Source organism: Arthrobacter sp. QXT-31 (assembly GCF_001969265.1).
GTDB lineage: Bacteria > Actinomycetota > Actinomycetes > Actinomycetales > Micrococcaceae > Arthrobacter.
The window spans coordinates 551638-568864 of the sequence record NZ_CP019304.1 but is presented as its reverse complement, the minus strand read 5'-3'; the positions used below and the strand labels follow the sequence as shown (position 1 = coordinate 568864).

The window sequence follows — 17227 nt, the reverse complement described above, 5'->3', positions numbered from 1 at the left end:
CCGCAGCTTACGTGGGCTACTGCGACCGGTGCTACAGCGAGCGGAGTACGGAAACCACCTTGCCCATGACCACAGCGTGGTCGCCCAGGATGGGCTCGTACTGGGTGTTCTGCGGGAGCAGCCAGGTGTGGCCGTCGCGCTGCCGGAAGGTCTTGACCGTGGCTTCATCGTCGAGCAGCGCGGCGACGATGTCACCGTTGACGGCGTCGCTTTGCCTGCGGACCACAACCCAGTCCCCGTCGCAGATGGCGGCGTCCACCATGGAATCGCCCGCGACCCTGAGCATGAACAGTTCGCCGTGTCCCACCAGCTGGCGGGGCAGCGGCATCAGGTCCTCCACCATCTGGTCCGCGAGGATGGGACCGCCGGCGGCGATCCGGCCGACCAACGGCACCATGGCCGTGTCCATGGCGCTGGGCAGTTCTGTCACCGTTGCGCCTGCGGCTGTGCCTGCCGGACTCAGGGCGGAGGCCTTGTCCGCGCCGCCGGGCTTTGCTGCCCCCGCATCCAGGGTCAGCGGCATCAGGACTTCCATGGCGCGGGGCCGTTTGGGGTCACGCCGCAGGTAGCCGAGCTTCTCCAGCTGGGAGAGCTGGTGGGTGACGCTGGACAGGCTCGCAAGGCCGACGGTGTCGCCGATTTCACGCATCGACGGCGGGTAGCCGTTCTCGTTCACTGACCGCTGGATGGTTTCCAGAATCTTTTTCTGCCGGACTGTGAGTCCCTTAGGGGTCCGCTGAGACCGCGGGCTGCGCTGGGGAGCCTTGCCGTCAGAGGCCTGTGCTGCCATGTTCGCCAACGCCTTTCCGTTCCTCCCGGCCGCGGTAGCTGCAGTGGCCGGGAACTTCCGGCCTGAAAAATGTCAGACCCTGCTGATCAACTGCAGATGTGGTTGTTCTGTGATTTCCAACGTAGGCCAGCCATACAGCTTTTTCAAACATTTGTTCTAGCGAGTCTCGACTTAATTCGTTGATAGGTGCTAAAACTAGGAAAAGCAAAGTTCGAACATGTGTTCTAGTTAGGCTCGCTTGTCGGCCCGGTGTTCGAACTGTTTGTTCGAACGCGAGGCAGTACAACCGCGAGGCAGTACAACTTGGTCCAGGAGGGCTCACGCCATGTCAGCTTCAACACACGTCGCTTCACCGCACGCCGGTTCAACGCACGCAGCTTCACCGCGCGCCGTTTCACCGAGCGCCGTTTTACCAGCAGCCCGGTTCGCAGATTCCCGGGACAGTGGTAAGCACGCCGTCCCGGCCAAGTCCGGTGCCGCATCCCGCCCGGGCAAGCCGCCGCGCCTGCGGCTCACGCGCCGCGGCCGCATTGTCCTGATCGGCCTGCCGCTTGTCCTGCTCGCCGCCCTCATTCTTTCCCTGGCAGGGCTCCTGAACTCCCCGGCCAAGGCGGCGGACAATGCCAGCGGGCTGACCGTCACCCCGGCGGTTTCGGTCACGGTGCAGCCCGGTGAGTCCCTCTGGGCCATCGCCGGAAAGGTGGATCCGGACCGTGATCCCCGGGATGTCATCGCGGACATCGTCCGGCTCAACGATCTCCAGGCAGGCAAGGTCATGCCAGGCCAGCAGCTGTTCGTGCCCCGGAAATAAGGCGGCCAGAAGTGGGGCAGGGGTGCCTCAGCCGTCACAGTTTCCGGCCAGCCCTCCGGGTTCCTTAAACTGTCTTGGTGACTGACCAGCTTGAGCGACTGAACCGACTGCCCCTGCGGACCAACCTGAAGGGGCTGAGCCCTTACGGCGCCCCGCAGCTGGATGTGCCGATCCTGCTCAACGTCAACGAGAACACCCATGGCGTGCCCGCCGACGTGCGGGCGGCCATCACCGCGGCGGTGAGCGAGGCCGCCGCCGGGCTCAACCGCTACCCCGACCGCGAATTCACGGAACTTCGGGAAGCCTTGGCGGAGTACCTGGGCCACGGACTCAGCCCGGACAACCTCTGGGCAGCCAACGGCTCCAACGAGGTCCTCCAGCAGATCCTTCAGGCCTTCGGCGGCCCCGGCCGCACGCTGCTGAGCTTTCCCCCGACGTACTCCATGTACCCGCTCCTCGCCAGCGGCACGGACACCGCGTACATCGCCGGCAAGCGCGCCGATGACTACGGCCTCAGCGCCGAGTCCGCCGCCAGCCAGGTGCGCGAACTCCAGCCCAACATCGTCTTCCTGTGTTCACCCAACAACCCGACCGGTACCGGCCTGGGCCTGGATGTGGTCGAAGCCGTTTACGAGGCAGGTGAGGAAAGCCAGGCTGTCGTGGTCGTGGACGAGGCCTACCACGAGTTTGCGCACGACGGCACGCCCAGCGCCCTGACGCTGCTGCCGGGCCGGGAGCGGCTCATCGTTTCCCGGACCATGAGCAAGGCGTTCGCCCTGGCCGGTGCCCGCCTCGGCTACATGGCCGCGGCGCCGGAGGTGACCGACGCCCTCCGGCTGGTGCGCCTGCCATATCACCTCTCGGCCGTCACGCAGGCAACCGCCCTCGCGGCGCTGCAGCACCGGGAGGCGCTCATGGCGGATGTGCAGGACATCAAGCGCCAGCGCGACCGGATTGTCGCCGAGCTGACGCGGATGGGGCTGCGGCCGGCGGCATCCGATTCCAACTACGTCTTCTTCGGCGGTCTGGAAAAGCCCCATGAGGTCTGGCAGGAGCTGCTGGATGCCGGGGTGCTCGTCCGGGACGTCGGCATCGCCGGCCACCTGCGGGTCACCGCCGGCACTGAGACGGAAACCACAGCCTTCCTGGAGGCGCTGGAAAGCATCCTGGCCAGGCAGGCCGCACTTCCGGCCTAAACTTGAATATGGACCATGACTGGTCCGCCCCCATCCTCGTCAAAGGACATCTATCACCATGAGCGACACCGGAATCAAGGCTGCCGAGGCCCGGACTGCCCGCATGGAGCGCGAGACCAGCGAATCCTCCGTGCTGGTGGAGATCAACCTCGACGGCACCGGAGTGTCGGACATCAGCACCTCGGTCCCCTTCTATGACCACATGCTGACCGCGCTGTGCAAGCACTCACTGATCGACATGACCGTCAAGGCCACCGGCGACACCCACGTTGACGTGCACCACACCGTCGAGGACGTGGCCATCACCTTCGGCGAGGTCCTGCGCACCGCCCTGGGCAATAAGGCGGGCATCCGCCGCTTCGGTGAGGCCACCGTGCCCTTGGATGAAGCCCTGGCACACGCCGTGGTCGACGTCTCCGGCCGGCCCTACCTGGTGCACGGCGGCGAGCCCGCCGGGCAGGAATACCACCTGATCGGCGGGCACTTCACGGGATCGCTGACCCGGCACGTGTTCGAGGCAATCACGCTGCACGCCGGCATCTGCCTGCATATGAACGTCATCGCCGGCCGCGATCCGCACCACATCGTCGAAGCCCAGTTCAAGGCCTTCGCCCGGGCGCTCCGCGCCGCAGTCGAGCCGGATCCCCGCGTCGAGGGCATCCCGTCCACCAAGGGGGCACTGTGACCGGAAAAGTACTGCACGAGGGCGCGATCCTCGATCCTTCCGCCACCCTGAAACCGGCCTCGCCGGAGGGCAAGCCCACCGTGACCGTCCTGGACTACGGCTCCGGCAACGTCCGGTCGGCCGTGCGTGCCCTGGAGCGCGCCGGCGCGGAAGTCATCCTGAGCTCCAAGCCCGAGGACGTACTGAACGCCGACGGCCTGGTCGTGCCCGGCGTCGGCGCCTTCGAAACGGTCATGCGCGAACTCAAGGCCGTGGACGGCATCCGCATGATCGGCCGCCGTGTCGCCGGCGGGCGTCCGGTGCTGGGCATCTGCGTGGGCCTTCAGGTGCTCTTCGAAGCCGGCGTTGAACACGGAACCGAAGCCGAAGGCATGGGGGAGTGGCCCGGCAAGGTGGAACTCCTCCCGGCCGAGGTGGTTCCGCACATGGGGTGGAACACCGTCAAAGTCCCCGAAGGCTCGAAGCTTTTCGACGGCGTCGAAGGTGAGCGCTTCTACTTCGTGCACTCCTACGGCGTCCAGAACTGGGATTTCGACGTCATCCAGCCCCGGATGGCCCCGCCGCTGGTCACGTGGTCCGAACACGGCGCGCCCTTCATCGCCGCCGTGGAGAACGGCCCCCTCAGCGCCACACAGTTCCACCCGGAAAAGTCCGGAGACGCCGGCGCGCGTCTGCTGAAGAACTGGGTCGACGGACTTCGCGCGGCGCATTCCCGGCAGCCGGCGGACGCCTGAATGTGGTCCGTCCTCCTGATGGCACTGGCCGGCCTCCTAGTGGGCGGCGCGCTGTCCTTCAGGCAGCAGCGCCGGCCGCTCTGGATCCAGATCGGCTTCTGCGTGCTGGCAGCCATGTCGCTGCTGGCCGCCTACCTGCTGACCCTCCCCGGCAAGTAACCAACCAAACCGCCGTGGGCGCCGCATCAGACGGGCCCACGGGAACCAGCGCCTACAAGAACTGAGGACCCGATGACCAGCCAAAACGAGCTGCCGGTACTTGAACTGCTGCCCGCCGTCGACGTCGTGAACGGCCAGGCCGTCCGCCTGGTCCAGGGCGAGGCCGGCAGCGAAACCAGCTACGGAACGCCGCTGGAGGCCGCACTCAACTGGCAGCAGCAGGGCGCGGAGTGGGTCCATCTGGTGGATCTGGACGCTGCCTTCGGCCGCGGCTCGAACGCGGACCTGCTGCGCGAAGTAGTGGGCCGGCTGGACATCAAGGTTGAGCTCTCCGGCGGCTTGCGCGACGACGAGTCGCTCGAGAAGGCGCTGGACCTGGGCGTCGCCCGGGTCAACCTCGGCACCGCCGCCCTGGAGAACCCGGAATGGACCGCGCGGGCCATCGACCGCTTCGGTGACCGGATCGCCGTCGGCCTGGACGTCCGCGGGACCACCCTCGCGGGACGTGGCTGGACCAAGGAAGGCGGTGACCTGTGGGACGTGCTGGGCCGCCTCGAAGACGCCGGCTGCGCCCGCTACGTGGTCACCGACGTCACCAAGGACGGCACGCTGCAGGGGCCGAACGTTGAGCTGCTGCGCCAGATGGTGGAGAAGACCGGCAAGCCCGTGGTGGCATCCGGCGGCATCTCGAGCCTTGATGACCTGAAGGTCCTGCGTTCCCTGGTGCCGCTCGGCGTCGAAGGTGCCATCGTCGGCAAGGCGCTGTACGCCGGCGCCTTCACCCTGCCCGAGGCCCTCGACGTCGCCGGACGCCGCTAAGGCATCGCCGTGGCCGAGCACCACAGCCACCGGACGGATGGCGGACCGGCAGCGGAGCTGCCCCCTGCCGCCCCGGGCGTACAGGCACGCCGGCTGCCCGGCCATATCGAGGCCGCCCTCGCCGGGGCGGGTGGCGCCACTGATTCCGCAGGCCAGCCCTGGGCCGGGCGCAGCCTTGCCGGCGAAGACGCCAAGATCCACAACTTCGAGGACGACGACGGAACGGCCGACGCCGGTTATCTCGCCGCAGTCTCTGCTCTCGTTGCAGGCGAGGGCGATGAGGCCGCGGTAGTGGCTTCGCTCGCCACCGCCCGCGTCTTTGTCCCCGTCGTCGCCCAGCTGGCGGAGGAAGCCGAGGGCGCGCACGGCGTGCACGCCGACAAACAGGCGGACATGGCGCTGGTGACTCTAAAGGCGCCGGACGGCCGTCTTGCGATGCCCGTGTTTACGTCGGCAGCAGCCCTGGCGGCCTGGCACCCGGAGGCGCGCCCCGTGGCTGTCTATGCCGCGAGGGCAGCCCTGTCCGCCGTTTCCGAAGGGGCGGAGCTGCTGGTCGTGGACCCTGGCTCCGAGGTGACCTTCGTGGTCCGTCGTCCGGGCGTCTGGGCCCTCGCGCAGCAGCGGGAGTGGGTGCCCTCCTACCTGGACACCGAGCTCGCCGCAGTGCTGCGGGCGGGAGCCGAAGGCAAGCCTGCGGTCCGCGGACTCGACGTCCTTCCCGGCGGGGGAGTGGGCACCGCCACTGCATCCGGCCGCCGTATCGACGGCGGCGGATCCGGACCGGAACTGCGGGTGGTGCTTTACCTTGAGGACGGTCTCGATGCGGCTGCGGTCCAGGAGCTTGTTGCCCGACTCCAGTCGGAGTGGAGCCGGAATGTATTGTTTGGTGAGCGCGTTGATTCGATCGAAGTCAAGCTAAGGCGCGCCGCGCAGTAGCCGCGGGGGCGGGCATCCGTTCCGGTGCTGTCCGGCGGCGGAACTGAGGACCCACCTGTGAATTTCACCCTGTACCGGGAGCTGCTGGCCGTCCGGCCCATCCGCCGGCTCCTGGCCGTCGGCATGATTGCCCGCATTCCCCATTCGGCGGCAGGTGTCCTGCTGACTCTGCACATCGTCCTGACCCTCGGTGAGGGCTACGCGGCTGCGGGAACGGCGGCGGCCGTGATGACCATCGGCATTGCGCTCGGTGCTCCGTGGCGAGGCCGCCGCGTGGATACCGCAGGCCTGCGGAAGGCGCTGATACCTTCGGTCATTTCGGAAACCGTCATTTGGTCCATCGTGCCGCACGTCTCCTACCAGTGGCTGCTGCCCCTCGTGTTTGTCGGGGGCCTCCTGACGCTTCCCATCTTTAGCGTGGTGCGGCAGTCCCTGGGGGTCCTGGCGGACGGCGACCAGCGCAGGACCGCCTTCGCGCTGGATTCAGTTACCACCGAGATGGTGTTCATGTTCGGGCCGGCTGTCGGTGCTGTGGTGGCCACGAGCGGCCATTCCGCGCTGGGGCTGACCGCCGTCGGCGTCTCGACGTCGCTGGCCGGGCTTTTTCTCATGTGGTTCAACCCGCCCACCCGCAGTGCCGACCGTTCGGCGGCCTGCGAAGCGGACGAGCAGGAGGCTGCCGAGGTTGCCGTCGTGGCTGCTGCGCCCGCACATCTGCAGGAGGCTGCTTCAGACCTCGGTCCGGCGGCTGCGGGCACCAGGCGGCGGGGAGTCCTCAGGGGCAGGGTGGCCCGTAGCCTCGGCTGGTTCACCGCTGCGGTAGCCGCGGTGTTCGCCGTTGCTGCCGGCGCGGGCATGGTGCTCAGCGGCACCGACGTCGGCATCGTGGCCGCATTGGAGACCGGCGGCCGTCAGGGCGAAATCGGCCTGGTGTTCTTCTTCTGGTGCGCCGCGTCGGTGGTGGGCGGCCTCGTGTACGGTGCCATGCACCGGCCCGTCTCGCCGATCCTGCTGCTGCTGGCGATGGCGGCGCTGACTATCCCCATGGGCTTCGCCACCGATACCCTGACCCTGAGCCTGCTGTCCGTGCTGCCGGGTCTCCTCTGTGCGCCTGTCCTTTCGGCTGCCTCCGAGACGGTGACGGAACTTGTCGACGAGGACAGGCGCGGCGAGGCGATGGGCTGGTACGGGTCGGCGCTGACGGCCGGTGTTGCGCTGGGTGCTCCGGTGGCGGGACTCTTCATTGACGGCGTCGGACCGTCGGGCGGCTTCGTGTCCGTCGGTGTGGCTGGCGTGCTGCTGTGCGTTGTGGGCCTTGTCCTGCAGCGGCTTCGCCGGGCCGCCACTGCATCCTGACCGGCCGCGGGCGTCGGCATGCAAAGCGACCGCGGGCTTCAGTGTGCAACAACGGCGGCGGACCGGCTCCGACGAGCCGGCCCGCCGCCGTCGTAATTCAATCCTTAGTTCACGGCGCCCTTAGTTCACTGCTCCGGTGAACTTCTCACCGGGGCCCTTGCCCGGAGGATCCGGGATGATGGACTCCTCGCGGAAGGCAAGCTGCAGGGACCGCAGGCCATCGCGCAACGGACCGGCGTGCTGCGAGCCGATCTCCGGGGCGGCTGCCGTCACCAGGCCGGCGAGGGCGGTGATGAGCTTGCGGGCCTCATCCAGGTCCTTCAGCTCTGCGGCGTTCTCCTCAGCGGCCAGGCCAAGCTTGACGGCGGACGCACTCATGAGGTGCACGGCGGCCGTGGTGATGACCTCGATCGCGGGAACCTCGGAGATGTCGCGGATTTGCTGCGTGACGTCGTCCCCGGCGCCGGGCGCCCGGTAGACGTGTGAATTGCTGTCGGGAGTGCTCATACTGGTAAGCTTGTCACAGACCGACTGGATGTCGTTATTTTGCCGTGTATGAGACCCACTGCCGCGAATGTGCGGTCGGCGGGTATCTTTCTGTAGAATTGATATTCAGTTTGCAAGCGGAGGTCTCTCCCACCCGCGTCAGCCGTTTTCCCTGGAAGGTTCAGGGCAGCAAGGTTGCCGGGTAACGGTCGGGCGGTTCACCGGGCAGGAGCCCGGGGAAGTGCGTGTAGTCCCTGCGGGGAGGTGCACATCCGATCTTCGAGGCCTTCGATTGCTCCGGCAATTGGGGGCCTTCTCCATTTTGCCGGTGGAACACCCATTACAAACACAGGAGCTTTAACATTAGCGAGCCAAGAATCAATGAGCGTATCCGCGTCCCTGAGGTGCGGCTGGTCGGCCCTGCCGGCGAACAGGTAGGGATCGTCCGCATCGAGGATGCCCTGCGTCTGGCTGCCGAGTCCGACCTGGATCTCGTTGAAGTTGCACCGCAGGCCAAGCCTCCGGTGTGCAAGCTGATGGACTTCGGCAAGTACAAGTACGAAGCCGCAGTCAAGGCCCGTGAGGCCCGGAAGAACCAGACGAACACGGTTCTGAAGGAAATCCGGTTCCGCCTGAAGATCGACACCCACGACTACGAGACCAAGCGCGGCCACGCCCTGCGGTTCCTCGGAGCCGGGGACAAGGTCAAGGCCATGATCCAGTTCCGCGGACGCGAGCAGCAGCGTCCCGAAATGGGCCTGCGCCTCCTGCAGCGTTTCGCTGAGGATGTTGCTGAAGTCGGTGTCGTGGAGTCAAGCCCGCGCATCGACGGCCGCAACATGGTGATGGTCATCGGTCCGCTGAAGAACAAGGCCGAGGCGAAGGCCGAGGCCCGCCGCGCATCCCAGCGTGCCGAGGCCAAGGCCCAGAACGAAGCCAAGGCCGCCGCCCGCGTGGACGTTTCCGGCAAGGACCAGGCACCGATGACGCAGTCGCTGGGTGACCTCCTGCCGGAGGGTTTCAAGGTTTCTGCGGACACCGCCGCCGAGGCGCCGGCTGAGCCGGCCCAGGAAGCTCCGGCTGCGGAGGCCCCGGCCGCCGAAGCCGCGGCACCCGAAGCTGCGACGCCTGCCGAGGCGCCCGCGCCAAAGGCTGCTGCACCCGCCGCTGCTGCACCCGCCGAGGCGCCTGCGCCGAAGGCTGCAGCTCCCGCGGAGCCCGCCGCCCCGGCTGCCGCCAAGGCGCCTGCGCCGAAGGCTCCCCAGGCCGAAACGCCTGCCCCGGCAGCGCCGAAGCCCGCGGCCGTGCCTGCCCCGCCGAAGCCTGTGGCCCGGCCCGCAGCGCCGAAACCGGTGGCACGTCCTGCGGCACCGCGGCCCACGCCGAAGCCGGCAGGCAAGAAGACCAACTAGTTCGAAACTGCGGAAGGCATTCCCTTCAGGCAGCCAGCAACCAGCACGCCGTCCCCAGGGACGGCTGCGCGAATGACTGCAGACATGGTCTGCGGAAACGTTAGGAGATCGGTTCCCATGCCGAAGATGAAAACCCACAGTGGTGCTAAGAAGCGCTTCAAGCTGACCGGTACCGGCAAGCTGCGCCGCCAGCAGGCCAACCGCCGCCACTACCTGGAGCACAAGTCCACCCGCCTGACCCGCCGCCTCGCCGGTGACAAAATCGTCTTCAAGGGCGACGCCAAGGTCATCCGGAAGATGCTCGGCATCTAGTTCCAAGCTCTCCGGCCGCCGTCATCAGGCAGCGGCCACCAATAAATAAAGCCTTCTCAGGCCAGCCGGATCACCGGCGGAAGATGCTTGGGACAAGAATTCTGAAGGAGTACGCACGTGGCACGTGTGAAGCGGGCGGTAAATGCCCACAAGAAGCGCCGGGTTGTCCTCGAACGCGCCAAAGGTTACCGTGGGCAGCGCTCACGCCTGTACCGCAAGGCAAAAGAACAGCTGCTGCACTCGTTTGTGTACAGCTACGGCGACCGCAAGAAGAAGAAGGGCGACTTCCGCCGCCTGTGGATCCAGCGCATCAACGCTGCATCCCGCGCCAACGGCCTGACCTACAACCGCCTGATCCAGGGCCTGAAGGCCGCTGAGGTTGAGGTTGACCGCCGTATGCTGGCCGAGCTCGCCGTTTCCGACGCCAACGCTTTCGCTGCGCTGGTCCAGGTTGCCAAGGACTCCTTGCCCGCAGACACCTCCGCTCCGGCCGCCAAGGCCGAGGCTGCACCGAAGGCCAAGGCTACGCGCGCACGCGCTGCGAAGCCGGCTGCTGCAGCTGCCGAGTAAGCAGGCAACTCCCAGTTCAAGGACCGGTGGCAACAGCCACTAAGGTTTCTTATATGAACGAAACCGGGCGCCCGCAAGACTTTCCACTCTCCAATCCCCGAGCAGATCGGGTGAGGGACGTGGCAAAGCTTGCAGGGCGCCCGGCCCGTTTAAGGCGCCGGCAGTTCCTGGCCGAGGGCCCGCAGGCAGTCCGTGAGGCCCTGGTGCTGCACGGCAAGCGGATCGCCGCCGGACAGCCCGGCATAGTCCGCGAGGTGTATGCCAGCGAGGCCTGCCTGGACCGTTACCCGGAGTTCGAGGAACTGGCCGTGGGAACCACTGCCCGGCTCGCCACCGATGACGTCCTGGCCTCCATGGCGGACACCGTCACCCCGCAGGGGATCGTCGCGGTATGCGATTTCGTGGACGTCGCCCTGGCGGACGTGCTCGACGCCGGTCCACGGCTGATCGCCGTGCTTTGCCAGGTCCGGGACCCGGGCAACGCCGGCACCGTGCTCCGGGCCGCCGACGCCGCCGGCGCCGATGCCGTCATCCTGACCGGATCCAGTGTGGACATCTACAACCCCAAGGCGGTCCGCTCGACGGCCGGCTCCCTGTTTCACCTCCCGGTGGTCCCCGGTGCCGACGTCGCTGAACTGGTGGCGCTGTGCAAAGCCCGGGGGATCGGGGTACTCGCCGCGGACGGTTACGGGAAACTTAATCTGGACCGGCTGCAGGACGAGAACGCGGCGCGCAGGCTTGGTGCATCCACCGCCGGCTCAGACTACGCCCTGGAGAATCCCACGGCATGGCTTTTCGGCAACGAAGCGCAGGGGCTGTCCGACGACGAGCTGGCGCTGGCAGACCATCGCGTGGCAGTGCCCGTGTACGGCGCTGCGGAGAGCCTTAATCTGGGGACGGCCGCCACGGTCTGCCTCTATGCCAGTGCGAGGTCCCAGCAGCCCACGTAGTTCCGGATACGCAGCGGATACAAGAAGGAGCGGATACCCACCATGTGGTGGGCACCCGCTCCTGTCTGTTTTGTCTGTCATATGCCTGGGTGTGTTGAAGCCCAGTGCCTGTAATTTGGCCTGTTATGGCGCGCGGGTGGTCCGGTTGCGGCCGGTGATTGCGCCGTAGATACCCGCGACTACGAGGCCGCCGATGATGGCGAGGATCCAGGTGCCAAGGTCAAAGAACGCAAGGTCGCCCTTGCCGAAGAGAAGGCTGCCGATCCAGCCGCCAACGATGGCGCCAACAACGCCCAGAACCAGGCTGGTGACCCATCCGCCGCCGACCCGGCCGGGCATGACGGCTTTAACAATTGCGCCTACGATCAGGCCGAGAATAATCCAAGCAAGAAAACCCATTGTCTGCTCCTTCATATTCGTCGGGATCGATTCTTATCAGTCCCGATATGGCTTCAAGCTAACACAGGGCGCGTTTCTTTGTCAGCAGGCTTAGTTTTCGCCTTTTCGCGGCGTCAGAGCGGCATGGACGGGTTTCTGTCGCGGCCGGGACGGCTACGCATTTACCAGGCGGCGGCGCCATGTTGCCCTGTTCCATCCGCTGGAATACGCATGCAGAGAGGTGAGCTTCCTTGGCTGCAAGCGGCGGTACCAAGGCGGTTGTTGCGGCGCCGGCCCGCCCGTACGACGCAAAACCGCATCAGCCGCTGGCTTGGAACTGCTGTTACGGAGCCAGCGGCCTTTTGCGTTCCAGCAGGCCGCTGAGCAGGGCCACTATGAGGCCGAGGATGGCCAGCACGGCACCCACCAGGGCGGGGGCAACGTAACCCCAGCCCCAGGCGATCACGACGCCGCCGAGGAAAGCGCCCAGGGCGTTGGCCACGTTTAGTGCCGCGTGGTTAAGCGAGGATGCCAGCGACGGCGCATCGGGAGACGCGTCCAGCAGCCGGGTCTGCAGGGCCGGGACGAGCATGGACCCGGCGCCGCCCACGACGAACACCATGATGAAGGCCGCCCACGCCCAGTGCACGGCCACAGCGTACACCACGAGGGCGACGGCGATTCCCGGCAGCACCCGGTAGATGGTCCCCATGACGGACTTGTCCGCGATCCGGCCACCGACAATGTTGCCTGCCACCATGCCCAGGCCGTACAGAGCCACCACGAGCGGCAGCAGGGCGGTGGGAATACCGGCCACGGAGGTCATGGTGTGGGCGATATAGGTGTAGGTGGCGAAGAAGCCGCCAAAACCAACAATGCCTATCAGGATTGCAAGCCAGACCTGTGCCCGCCGGAGGGCGCCGAGCTCCCTGCGGATGCTCGCCTCAGCATGCGCCGGCTGGAACGGGACGAATTTCCAGATGAGCGCCAGGGTTACCAAACCCAGCACTCCCACCAGGACAAAGAGCAGCCGCCAGCCAAAGGTCTGCCCAAGCCACGTGGCGAAGGGAACGCCCACCACGTTGGCCACGGTGAGGCCCGCCATCACCATGGAAATGGCCCAGCCCCGCCTGGTCGGTGCCACAAGCGACGCGGCAATCACGGCCGCCACCCCGAAGAACGCCCCATGCGGCAGTCCGGCGGCGAACCGGGAGGCCAGCATGCTCGCGTAATCTGGCGCGATGAACGAGGACAGGTTGGCGACGCTGAAGAACAGCATCAGGCCCAGCGCGAGGAACTTGCGCGGCAACTTGGCCCCGACGGCGGCAAGCACGGGAGCGCCGACGACCACGCCGAGGGCGTAGGCCGAGATGAGGTGGCCGGCCTCGGGAGTGCCGATCCGGAGTCCGGCTTCGACCTCCTTGAGCAGGCCCATCATGGCGAATTCGGTGACGCCGATCCCAAAACCGCCCATGGCCAGTGCCAGGATGGCGGGACCGATGCGGGTGGCGGTTTTGGGCGTGCGGGGAGCCTGGACAGTGGAAGTCATGTGCCTGCTTTTCGAAAGGGAGTTACGGAGTCGGCCTCGTTGCCACTGATAAGTACGATTTTAACAAGCCCGGCGGCGGGACACGTATTCCCGGACGGCAGCAGCCGACATCCTCATAGACTGGACCGGTGACTGAACTCATCAACGTCGTCGGCGGGGCCGTGCTCGATTCCCTGTCCGCTCCCGCCCGGCTTCTCGTGGCACGCCGGACTGCGCCGCCGCAGTTCGCCGGCATGTGGGAGTTCCCCGGCGGCAAGGTGGAAACCGGCGAATCTCCCGAAAACGCACTGCACCGGGAGCTTCGCGAGGAGCTCGGTATCGGCGTCGTCCTCGGGGCGGAGCTGGAAGCCCCGGGCCCGGCAGGCTGGCCCCTGAACGAGCGCGCGGCCATGCGGGTGTGGTTTGCGGAGGTGGCGGATGGCGACCCGCGCCCGCTCGAAGACCATGATGAACTCCGGTGGATCAGCATTCATGATCGTGACGAAGCTCTCAGCCTGCCCTGGATCCCGGCGGACCTGCCGATTGTCCGGGCGCTGCTGGACAGCGTCGCCGCCGCCGCGACCACCGCCGGGTCCGTCGACGGAAATTAACACCCTTTGCCACGCTTCTCGAGCTGTTTGCTCGGAACCGTTGCCTGGGCTCAGAACAGCGTGGGCTGCGACATCCGGGTCACACCGAGCTGGCCATGCTGCCCCGACCGCCGCTGCGGGAGGCTTCCTTCGGGGTAGGCGGCTTCCTCACCGCGCGGGTCATCAGCCAGCGTGGCGTCGGCCAGTGGTCCTTCTGCCGGGGCAGAGCCGGTCTGCTGGTGCCCGGTTTTGGAACCGTCGATGTCCCGGTGGCTGAACCCGTGCGAGCCGGCCAGTCCGTGCCGGGCTTTGAAGAAGCGGACCCTGCCAGCCAACCAGGTGCGGTATTCCTTTGAGGCGTACGAGCCCGTGCCGTACAGCCGGCGGTAGCGGCCCACCAGTTCCGGATGCCGGGCAGCGATCCACTGCATGAACCATTCCCTGGTGCCGGGCTTGAGATACAGGGCACCGGCGGTGACACCGGTGGCACCAGCGGCCGCCAGTGAGGCGAACAGGGAGTCCAGTGCCTCGTCGCTGTCAGAGAGCCACGGCAGGATGGGCATGGCCATCACCCCGCAGGGCAGCCCGGCTTCCCGGAGCCTGGAAACGAGCTTGAGCCTGGCCCGTGGACCAGGTGTGCCCGGCTCGATTGCTTCGGAGAGGTGCTCGTCCGTCATGGCGAGCGAGATTCCGATGCCCACCGGAACCTGTGCCGCGGCATGCTTGAGGAGCGGGATGTCACGCGCCAGCAAAGTTCCCTTGGTCAGGATGGACAGCGGGGTGCCGGAGTCGGCAAGGGCGCCGATGATGCCAGGCATCAGCCGGTACCGGCCCTCGGCACGCTGGTACGGGTCTGTGTTGGTGCCCAGTGCTACATGCTCCCGCTGCCAGGATGGCTTGGCCAGCTCCTTGCGCAGTACTTCGGCGGCGTTGATCTTCACCACCACCTGGCTGTCGAAATCAAGCCCGGCGTCGAAGTCCAGGTAGGTGTGGGTCTTGCGGGCGAAGCAGTAAACGCACGCGTGGCTGCAGCCCCGGTAGGGGTTCACGGTCCATTCGAACGGCATCCGGGAACCGGCGGGCACCTTGTTGAGCACCGATTTGGCGGTGACCTCGTGAAAGGTGACGCCGGCAAACTCAGGGGTGGACACCGACCGCACCAGCCCCGCCAAGGGCAGCAGCGGTGCAGTTCCGGGCATTTCCTGCTGTGCCGGGTTGAGTGCCTGCGCGTCCCATCTCATGCTCACCATTCGAAGGTATGTTCGAACTTAAGTCAAGGTACGCCGTCGGCGTTTCCCGCGGACTTGCCGCTACGCTGGCTCCATGATTCTGCTCACCGGCTTTGAACCTTTTGGCGGCCAGCCGCTTAATCCGTCCTGGGCGGCAGCCCAGGCAGCCCGGGATCTGCTCCGGGAGGCGGGTTTTCCCGTGACAGCCGTGGAACTGCCGTGCGTCTTCGGCGCGGCCGGAAGTGTGCTGCGGAATGCCCTCGATGACCTGGCGCCGGAACTGGTGGTGTGCATCGGGCAAGCCGGAGGCCGGGAAAAGGTCTCCCTGGAAAGGGTGGCCATCAACTGCGATGACGCCCCCATTCCGGATAACTCCGGGAACCAGCCTGTGGACGTTCCGGTGGTGCCGGATGGGCCTGCCGCCTATTTCACGTCCCTGCCGGTCAAGGCCGCCCTTCTTGCCGTGGACAGGGCCGGTATTCCCGTGGAAGTCTCACAGACAGCGGGAACGTACGTCTGCAACCACACTTTCTATGCGCTCATGCATGAGCTCACGTCCCGGCCAGGCGTCCGCGGCGGATTCGTCCACGTGCCCTTCGCACCCGACCAGGTAGAGCAGGGGAGCGCTGCCCTGTCGCCGCCAGCCCCGTCGCTGCCTGTCGCGTCCATGCCTGTCGCGTCCATGGCGGAGGCGATCGCCGCCGTCGTCCGCACGTCGCTTTCCCAGCCATCCGGCGACATCCACCCTTCCGGCACCATCCAGCCCGGCGTTGCCCGTTCTTCCGGCGTTGCGCTCGCGGCAGGCAGTCTTCACTAGGCTGCGGCATCCAGCATCAGCGGCTAGGCGCGTCAGCGGGTAGGGGAGCGCAGCTCCCACTCAACGGTGATGCTGGTGCTCACGCTAAGATTCCCGGCTTCCACTGCCACGGAGTCGGCGGCGAAGGCCCGCTGCATCCCGCCCACCGGAACGGGCGCTGACGGCACGGGTTGCTGCCGCACGGAGATGACCTCACCCAGCTCGGCGTCCGCGAGCCCGGCGAGCTGCGCTGCAGCGGTCCGCGCATCAGCCCATGCATTCTCGCGGGCCAGCGCGAGAATGGCCGCGGTGTCTGCGAAGCCGAGCTGCACTCCGTCCAGTCGGACGTCGTTGCCGCCTGCCTCCACGGCCGCCGCGATGACCGCCGAGCCGGCAGCCAGATCCCGGAGCCGCACGCTGAGCGTGCTGGACGCTATATAACCCGTGACCTGCTGGCCCCTGCCTTCCTGCCAAACGACGTCGGCACGGACGTTAAGCCCGGACGTCCTGATGTCCTGGCTCTGCACCCCGCGGGCCCGCAGTGCCCCTGTTACGGCAGCGGACGCCGCTCCGGCGGCGGCATAGGCATCACCCGCAGTGTTCCGCCGGCACTCGACACCGATCGAGAGCGTCAGCAGGTCCGGGGCGGCCTCCGCCGTTCCGTATCCCGTGACTGCGACAGTCCGGACCGCTGCCCGGTCCACGGTTTCATCCATGCCTGCGCCTCCGGTCCACGCTCAGCTTCCGGCCCGCCCTGTGCCTCCGGTTTATCCTGCGCCTCCGGTCCACATAGCCGCCTGCCTCCAGGCCGGCATGACGCTCGAATGGATTTCCCGACGCCGGATCGCCGTACCTGAGGGCCGACCATGCCGCGGCTGCGAAGTACAACAGCAGGAAGGGCAGCCCGAGGCACCACGCGTACTGGGTGCTGTGCCGCTCCTCGTGGCCCAGGAGCACGCGGCCCGTCATGGCGGTGTCGGCGTCCGCGCGGAAGATCACCACGTTGCCCACGGTAAAGGCGCCGGCCAGAGGGAGCCGCCAGCGGTAGCCGGTGGCCACAATCAGGCCGCGGGGACCCCGGAATGTCCGGGTGCCTGCCAGCCCGGCAAGCACCAGGCCCAGCGGGGTGGAGGCGTTGAGCACATTTGCGTACTGCCTCAGGCGCTGTCCCTGCGTCAGCACCCTTGGCGGCGTAGGGCCGGGGGCGGCGGGGGCATTCGCCTTGGAACGATGCCTCATGCGGGCGTGCATCATGGGGCCATGCTATCGGCGGCCATTCCCGCAATACAGGTATGCGGTACAGGTGCGCGCAACAGCTCCGCGGCAGGACACCAGGGTGCGCTGTCACGTAAGTGGCCGCTGTCAATTAGCCCGGTGCCGTCAATTAGACTGGGAACAGTGCCTGCCGGCCACCAGCCGGTGAGCCTGCCCTGTCTTGGGATGGCGTCTTTGGATGACGTCCTTGGATGACTTCATGCAAATGACGTGCC

At 66.9% G+C, this 17227-nt stretch carries 21 protein-coding genes; 14 read left to right on the top strand and 7 right to left on the bottom strand.

Translation table 11 applies throughout. The annotated features are described in order from the left end of the window. Positions 1-31 precede the first annotated feature (31 nt). Positions 32-790 carry a transcriptional repressor LexA gene (gene lexA, locus BWQ92_RS02670; RefSeq protein WP_076803466.1) on the bottom strand — a complete coding sequence of 253 codons (759 nt, stop codon included), beginning with the start codon at positions 788-790 and terminating at the stop codon, positions 32-34. Between the two features lie 505 nt (positions 791-1295). On the opposite strand from lexA, the gene BWQ92_RS02665 reads away from it, so the two are divergent. The 8 genes from BWQ92_RS02665 to BWQ92_RS02635 all read left to right on the top strand — a co-directional run bounded on the left by BWQ92_RS02665 (position 1296) and on the right by BWQ92_RS02635 (position 7486). Then, on the top strand, positions 1296-1601 hold the full coding sequence (locus BWQ92_RS02665; protein WP_076803465.1) for a LysM peptidoglycan-binding domain-containing protein: 306 nt from the start codon (positions 1296-1298) through the stop codon (positions 1599-1601). A 77-nt stretch (positions 1602-1678) separates the two neighbouring features. Then, positions 1679-2797 (top strand): histidinol-phosphate transaminase, encoded by a 1119-nt coding sequence (locus tag BWQ92_RS02660; protein WP_076803464.1) that lies wholly within the window; start codon positions 1679-1681, stop codon positions 2795-2797. A 58-nt stretch (positions 2798-2855) separates the two neighbouring features. Further along, positions 2856-3482: an imidazoleglycerol-phosphate dehydratase HisB gene (gene hisB, locus BWQ92_RS02655; RefSeq protein ID WP_076798115.1), complete on the top strand. Its 627-nt coding sequence runs from the start codon at positions 2856-2858 to the stop codon at positions 3480-3482. Then, on the top strand, positions 3479-4216 hold the full coding sequence (gene hisH, locus BWQ92_RS02650; protein WP_076798114.1) for an imidazole glycerol phosphate synthase subunit HisH: 738 nt from the start codon (positions 3479-3481) through the stop codon (positions 4214-4216). Before hisB ends, hisH begins: the two co-directional genes overlap by 4 nt. Further along, entirely contained in the window at positions 4217-4375 is a 159-nt protein-coding gene (locus BWQ92_RS23805; RefSeq protein ID WP_172804235.1) for a hypothetical protein, read from the top strand. Between the two features lie 72 nt (positions 4376-4447). Further along, a complete protein-coding gene (gene priA, locus BWQ92_RS02645; RefSeq protein WP_076798113.1) occupies positions 4448-5194 on the top strand; it encodes a bifunctional 1-(5-phosphoribosyl)-5-((5-phosphoribosylamino)methylideneamino)imidazole-4-carboxamide isomerase/phosphoribosylanthranilate isomerase PriA in 747 nt (248 codons plus the stop codon). Positions 5195-5251: 57 nt separating this feature from the next. After that, complete coding sequence (locus tag BWQ92_RS02640; protein WP_076803463.1) at positions 5252-6130, top strand: SseB family protein; 879 nt, start codon at positions 5252-5254, stop codon at positions 6128-6130. Between the two features lie 57 nt (positions 6131-6187). Then, positions 6188-7486: an MFS transporter gene (locus BWQ92_RS02635; RefSeq protein WP_076798112.1), complete on the top strand. Its 1299-nt coding sequence runs from the start codon at positions 6188-6190 to the stop codon at positions 7484-7486. A gap of 120 nt (positions 7487-7606) precedes the next feature. On the opposite strand, the gene BWQ92_RS02630 is transcribed toward BWQ92_RS02635, so the two are convergent. Then, positions 7607-7993, bottom strand: coding sequence for a DUF1844 domain-containing protein (locus BWQ92_RS02630; RefSeq protein WP_076798111.1), 387 nt, complete (start codon positions 7991-7993; stop codon positions 7607-7609). Between the two features lie 383 nt (positions 7994-8376). On the opposite strand from BWQ92_RS02630, the gene infC reads away from it, so the two are divergent. The 4 genes from infC (at position 8377) to BWQ92_RS02610 (ending at position 11216) form a co-directional block, all read left to right on the top strand. Continuing rightward, a complete protein-coding gene (gene infC, locus BWQ92_RS02625) occupies positions 8377-9384 on the top strand; it encodes a translation initiation factor IF-3 (RefSeq protein ID WP_236783086.1) in 1008 nt (335 codons plus the stop codon). A gap of 117 nt (positions 9385-9501) precedes the next feature. Next, positions 9502-9696, top strand: a complete 195-nt coding sequence (rpmI, locus tag BWQ92_RS02620) for a 50S ribosomal protein L35 (protein ID WP_076798109.1) — start codon at positions 9502-9504, stop codon at positions 9694-9696. A gap of 117 nt (positions 9697-9813) precedes the next feature. After that, positions 9814-10266, top strand: coding sequence for a 50S ribosomal protein L20 (gene rplT / locus BWQ92_RS02615; protein ID WP_076798108.1), 453 nt, complete (start codon positions 9814-9816; stop codon positions 10264-10266). Positions 10267-10319: 53 nt separating this feature from the next. Continuing rightward, complete coding sequence (locus BWQ92_RS02610; protein ID WP_076798107.1) at positions 10320-11216, top strand: TrmH family RNA methyltransferase; 897 nt, start codon at positions 10320-10322, stop codon at positions 11214-11216. 123 nt (positions 11217-11339) lie between these two features. Here the strand turns inward: BWQ92_RS02610 and BWQ92_RS02605 are convergent, their stop codons facing one another. Next, on the bottom strand, positions 11340-11615 hold the full coding sequence (locus BWQ92_RS02605) for a GlsB/YeaQ/YmgE family stress response membrane protein (protein WP_076798106.1): 276 nt from the start codon (positions 11613-11615) through the stop codon (positions 11340-11342). Positions 11616-11937: 322 nt separating this feature from the next. Then, entirely contained in the window at positions 11938-13143 is a 1206-nt protein-coding gene (locus BWQ92_RS02600; RefSeq protein WP_076798105.1) for an MFS transporter, read from the bottom strand. 128 nt (positions 13144-13271) lie between these two features. Between BWQ92_RS02600 and BWQ92_RS02595 the strand changes: the two genes are divergently transcribed. Further along, on the top strand, positions 13272-13733 hold the full coding sequence (locus tag BWQ92_RS02595; RefSeq protein WP_076798104.1) for a (deoxy)nucleoside triphosphate pyrophosphohydrolase: 462 nt from the start codon (positions 13272-13274) through the stop codon (positions 13731-13733). A gap of 50 nt (positions 13734-13783) precedes the next feature. Here BWQ92_RS02595 and BWQ92_RS02590 read toward each other — a convergent pair whose 3' ends face one another. After that, complete coding sequence (locus BWQ92_RS02590; RefSeq protein ID WP_076803462.1) at positions 13784-14953, bottom strand: Rv2578c family radical SAM protein; 1170 nt, start codon at positions 14951-14953, stop codon at positions 13784-13786. A gap of 82 nt (positions 14954-15035) precedes the next feature. On the opposite strand from BWQ92_RS02590, the gene pcp reads away from it, so the two are divergent. Further along, positions 15036-15758, top strand: coding sequence for a pyroglutamyl-peptidase I (gene pcp, locus BWQ92_RS02585; protein WP_076798103.1), 723 nt, complete (start codon positions 15036-15038; stop codon positions 15756-15758). Between the two features lie 32 nt (positions 15759-15790). Here the strand turns inward: pcp and BWQ92_RS02580 are convergent, their stop codons facing one another. Both BWQ92_RS02580 and BWQ92_RS02575 read right to left on the bottom strand, forming a co-directional pair. Next, complete coding sequence (locus tag BWQ92_RS02580) at positions 15791-16453, bottom strand: SIMPL domain-containing protein (protein WP_076798102.1); 663 nt, start codon at positions 16451-16453, stop codon at positions 15791-15793. Further along, complete coding sequence (locus BWQ92_RS02575) at positions 16446-16976, bottom strand: DUF4157 domain-containing protein (protein ID WP_236783085.1); 531 nt, start codon at positions 16974-16976, stop codon at positions 16446-16448. The genes BWQ92_RS02580 and BWQ92_RS02575 overlap by 8 nt, the downstream gene beginning before the upstream one ends. Between the last annotated feature and the right edge of the window lie 251 nt (positions 16977-17227).

Bases quoted from the DNA above. Each gene is read 5' to 3' on its own strand.
- lexA (WP_076803466.1), bottom strand. From the start codon at position 790: ATGGCAGCACAGGCCTCTGACGGCAAGGCTCCCCAGCGCAGCCCGCGG.
- hisB (WP_076798115.1), top strand. From the start codon at position 2,856: ATGAGCGACACCGGAATCAAGGCTGCCGAGGCCCGGACTGCCCGCATG.
- BWQ92_RS23805 (WP_172804235.1), top strand. From the start codon at position 4,217: ATGTGGTCCGTCCTCCTGATGGCACTGGCCGGCCTCCTAGTGGGCGGC.
- priA (WP_076798113.1), top strand. From the start codon at position 4,448: ATGACCAGCCAAAACGAGCTGCCGGTACTTGAACTGCTGCCCGCCGTC.
- BWQ92_RS02630 (WP_076798111.1), bottom strand. From the start codon at position 7,993: ATGAGCACTCCCGACAGCAATTCACACGTCTACCGGGCGCCCGGCGCC.
- rpmI (WP_076798109.1), top strand. From the start codon at position 9,502: ATGCCGAAGATGAAAACCCACAGTGGTGCTAAGAAGCGCTTCAAGCTG.
- BWQ92_RS02610 (WP_076798107.1), top strand. From the start codon at position 10,320: ATGAACGAAACCGGGCGCCCGCAAGACTTTCCACTCTCCAATCCCCGA.
- BWQ92_RS02605 (WP_076798106.1), bottom strand. From the start codon at position 11,615: ATGGGTTTTCTTGCTTGGATTATTCTCGGCCTGATCGTAGGCGCAATT.
- BWQ92_RS02600 (WP_076798105.1), bottom strand. From the start codon at position 13,143: ATGACTTCCACTGTCCAGGCTCCCCGCACGCCCAAAACCGCCACCCGC.
- BWQ92_RS02590 (WP_076803462.1), bottom strand. From the start codon at position 14,953: ATGAGATGGGACGCGCAGGCACTCAACCCGGCACAGCAGGAAATGCCC.
- pcp (WP_076798103.1), top strand. From the start codon at position 15,036: ATGATTCTGCTCACCGGCTTTGAACCTTTTGGCGGCCAGCCGCTTAAT.
- BWQ92_RS02580 (WP_076798102.1), bottom strand. From the start codon at position 16,453: ATGGATGAAACCGTGGACCGGGCAGCGGTCCGGACTGTCGCAGTCACG.
- BWQ92_RS02575 (WP_236783085.1), bottom strand. From the start codon at position 16,976: ATGAGGCATCGTTCCAAGGCGAATGCCCCCGCCGCCCCCGGCCCTACG.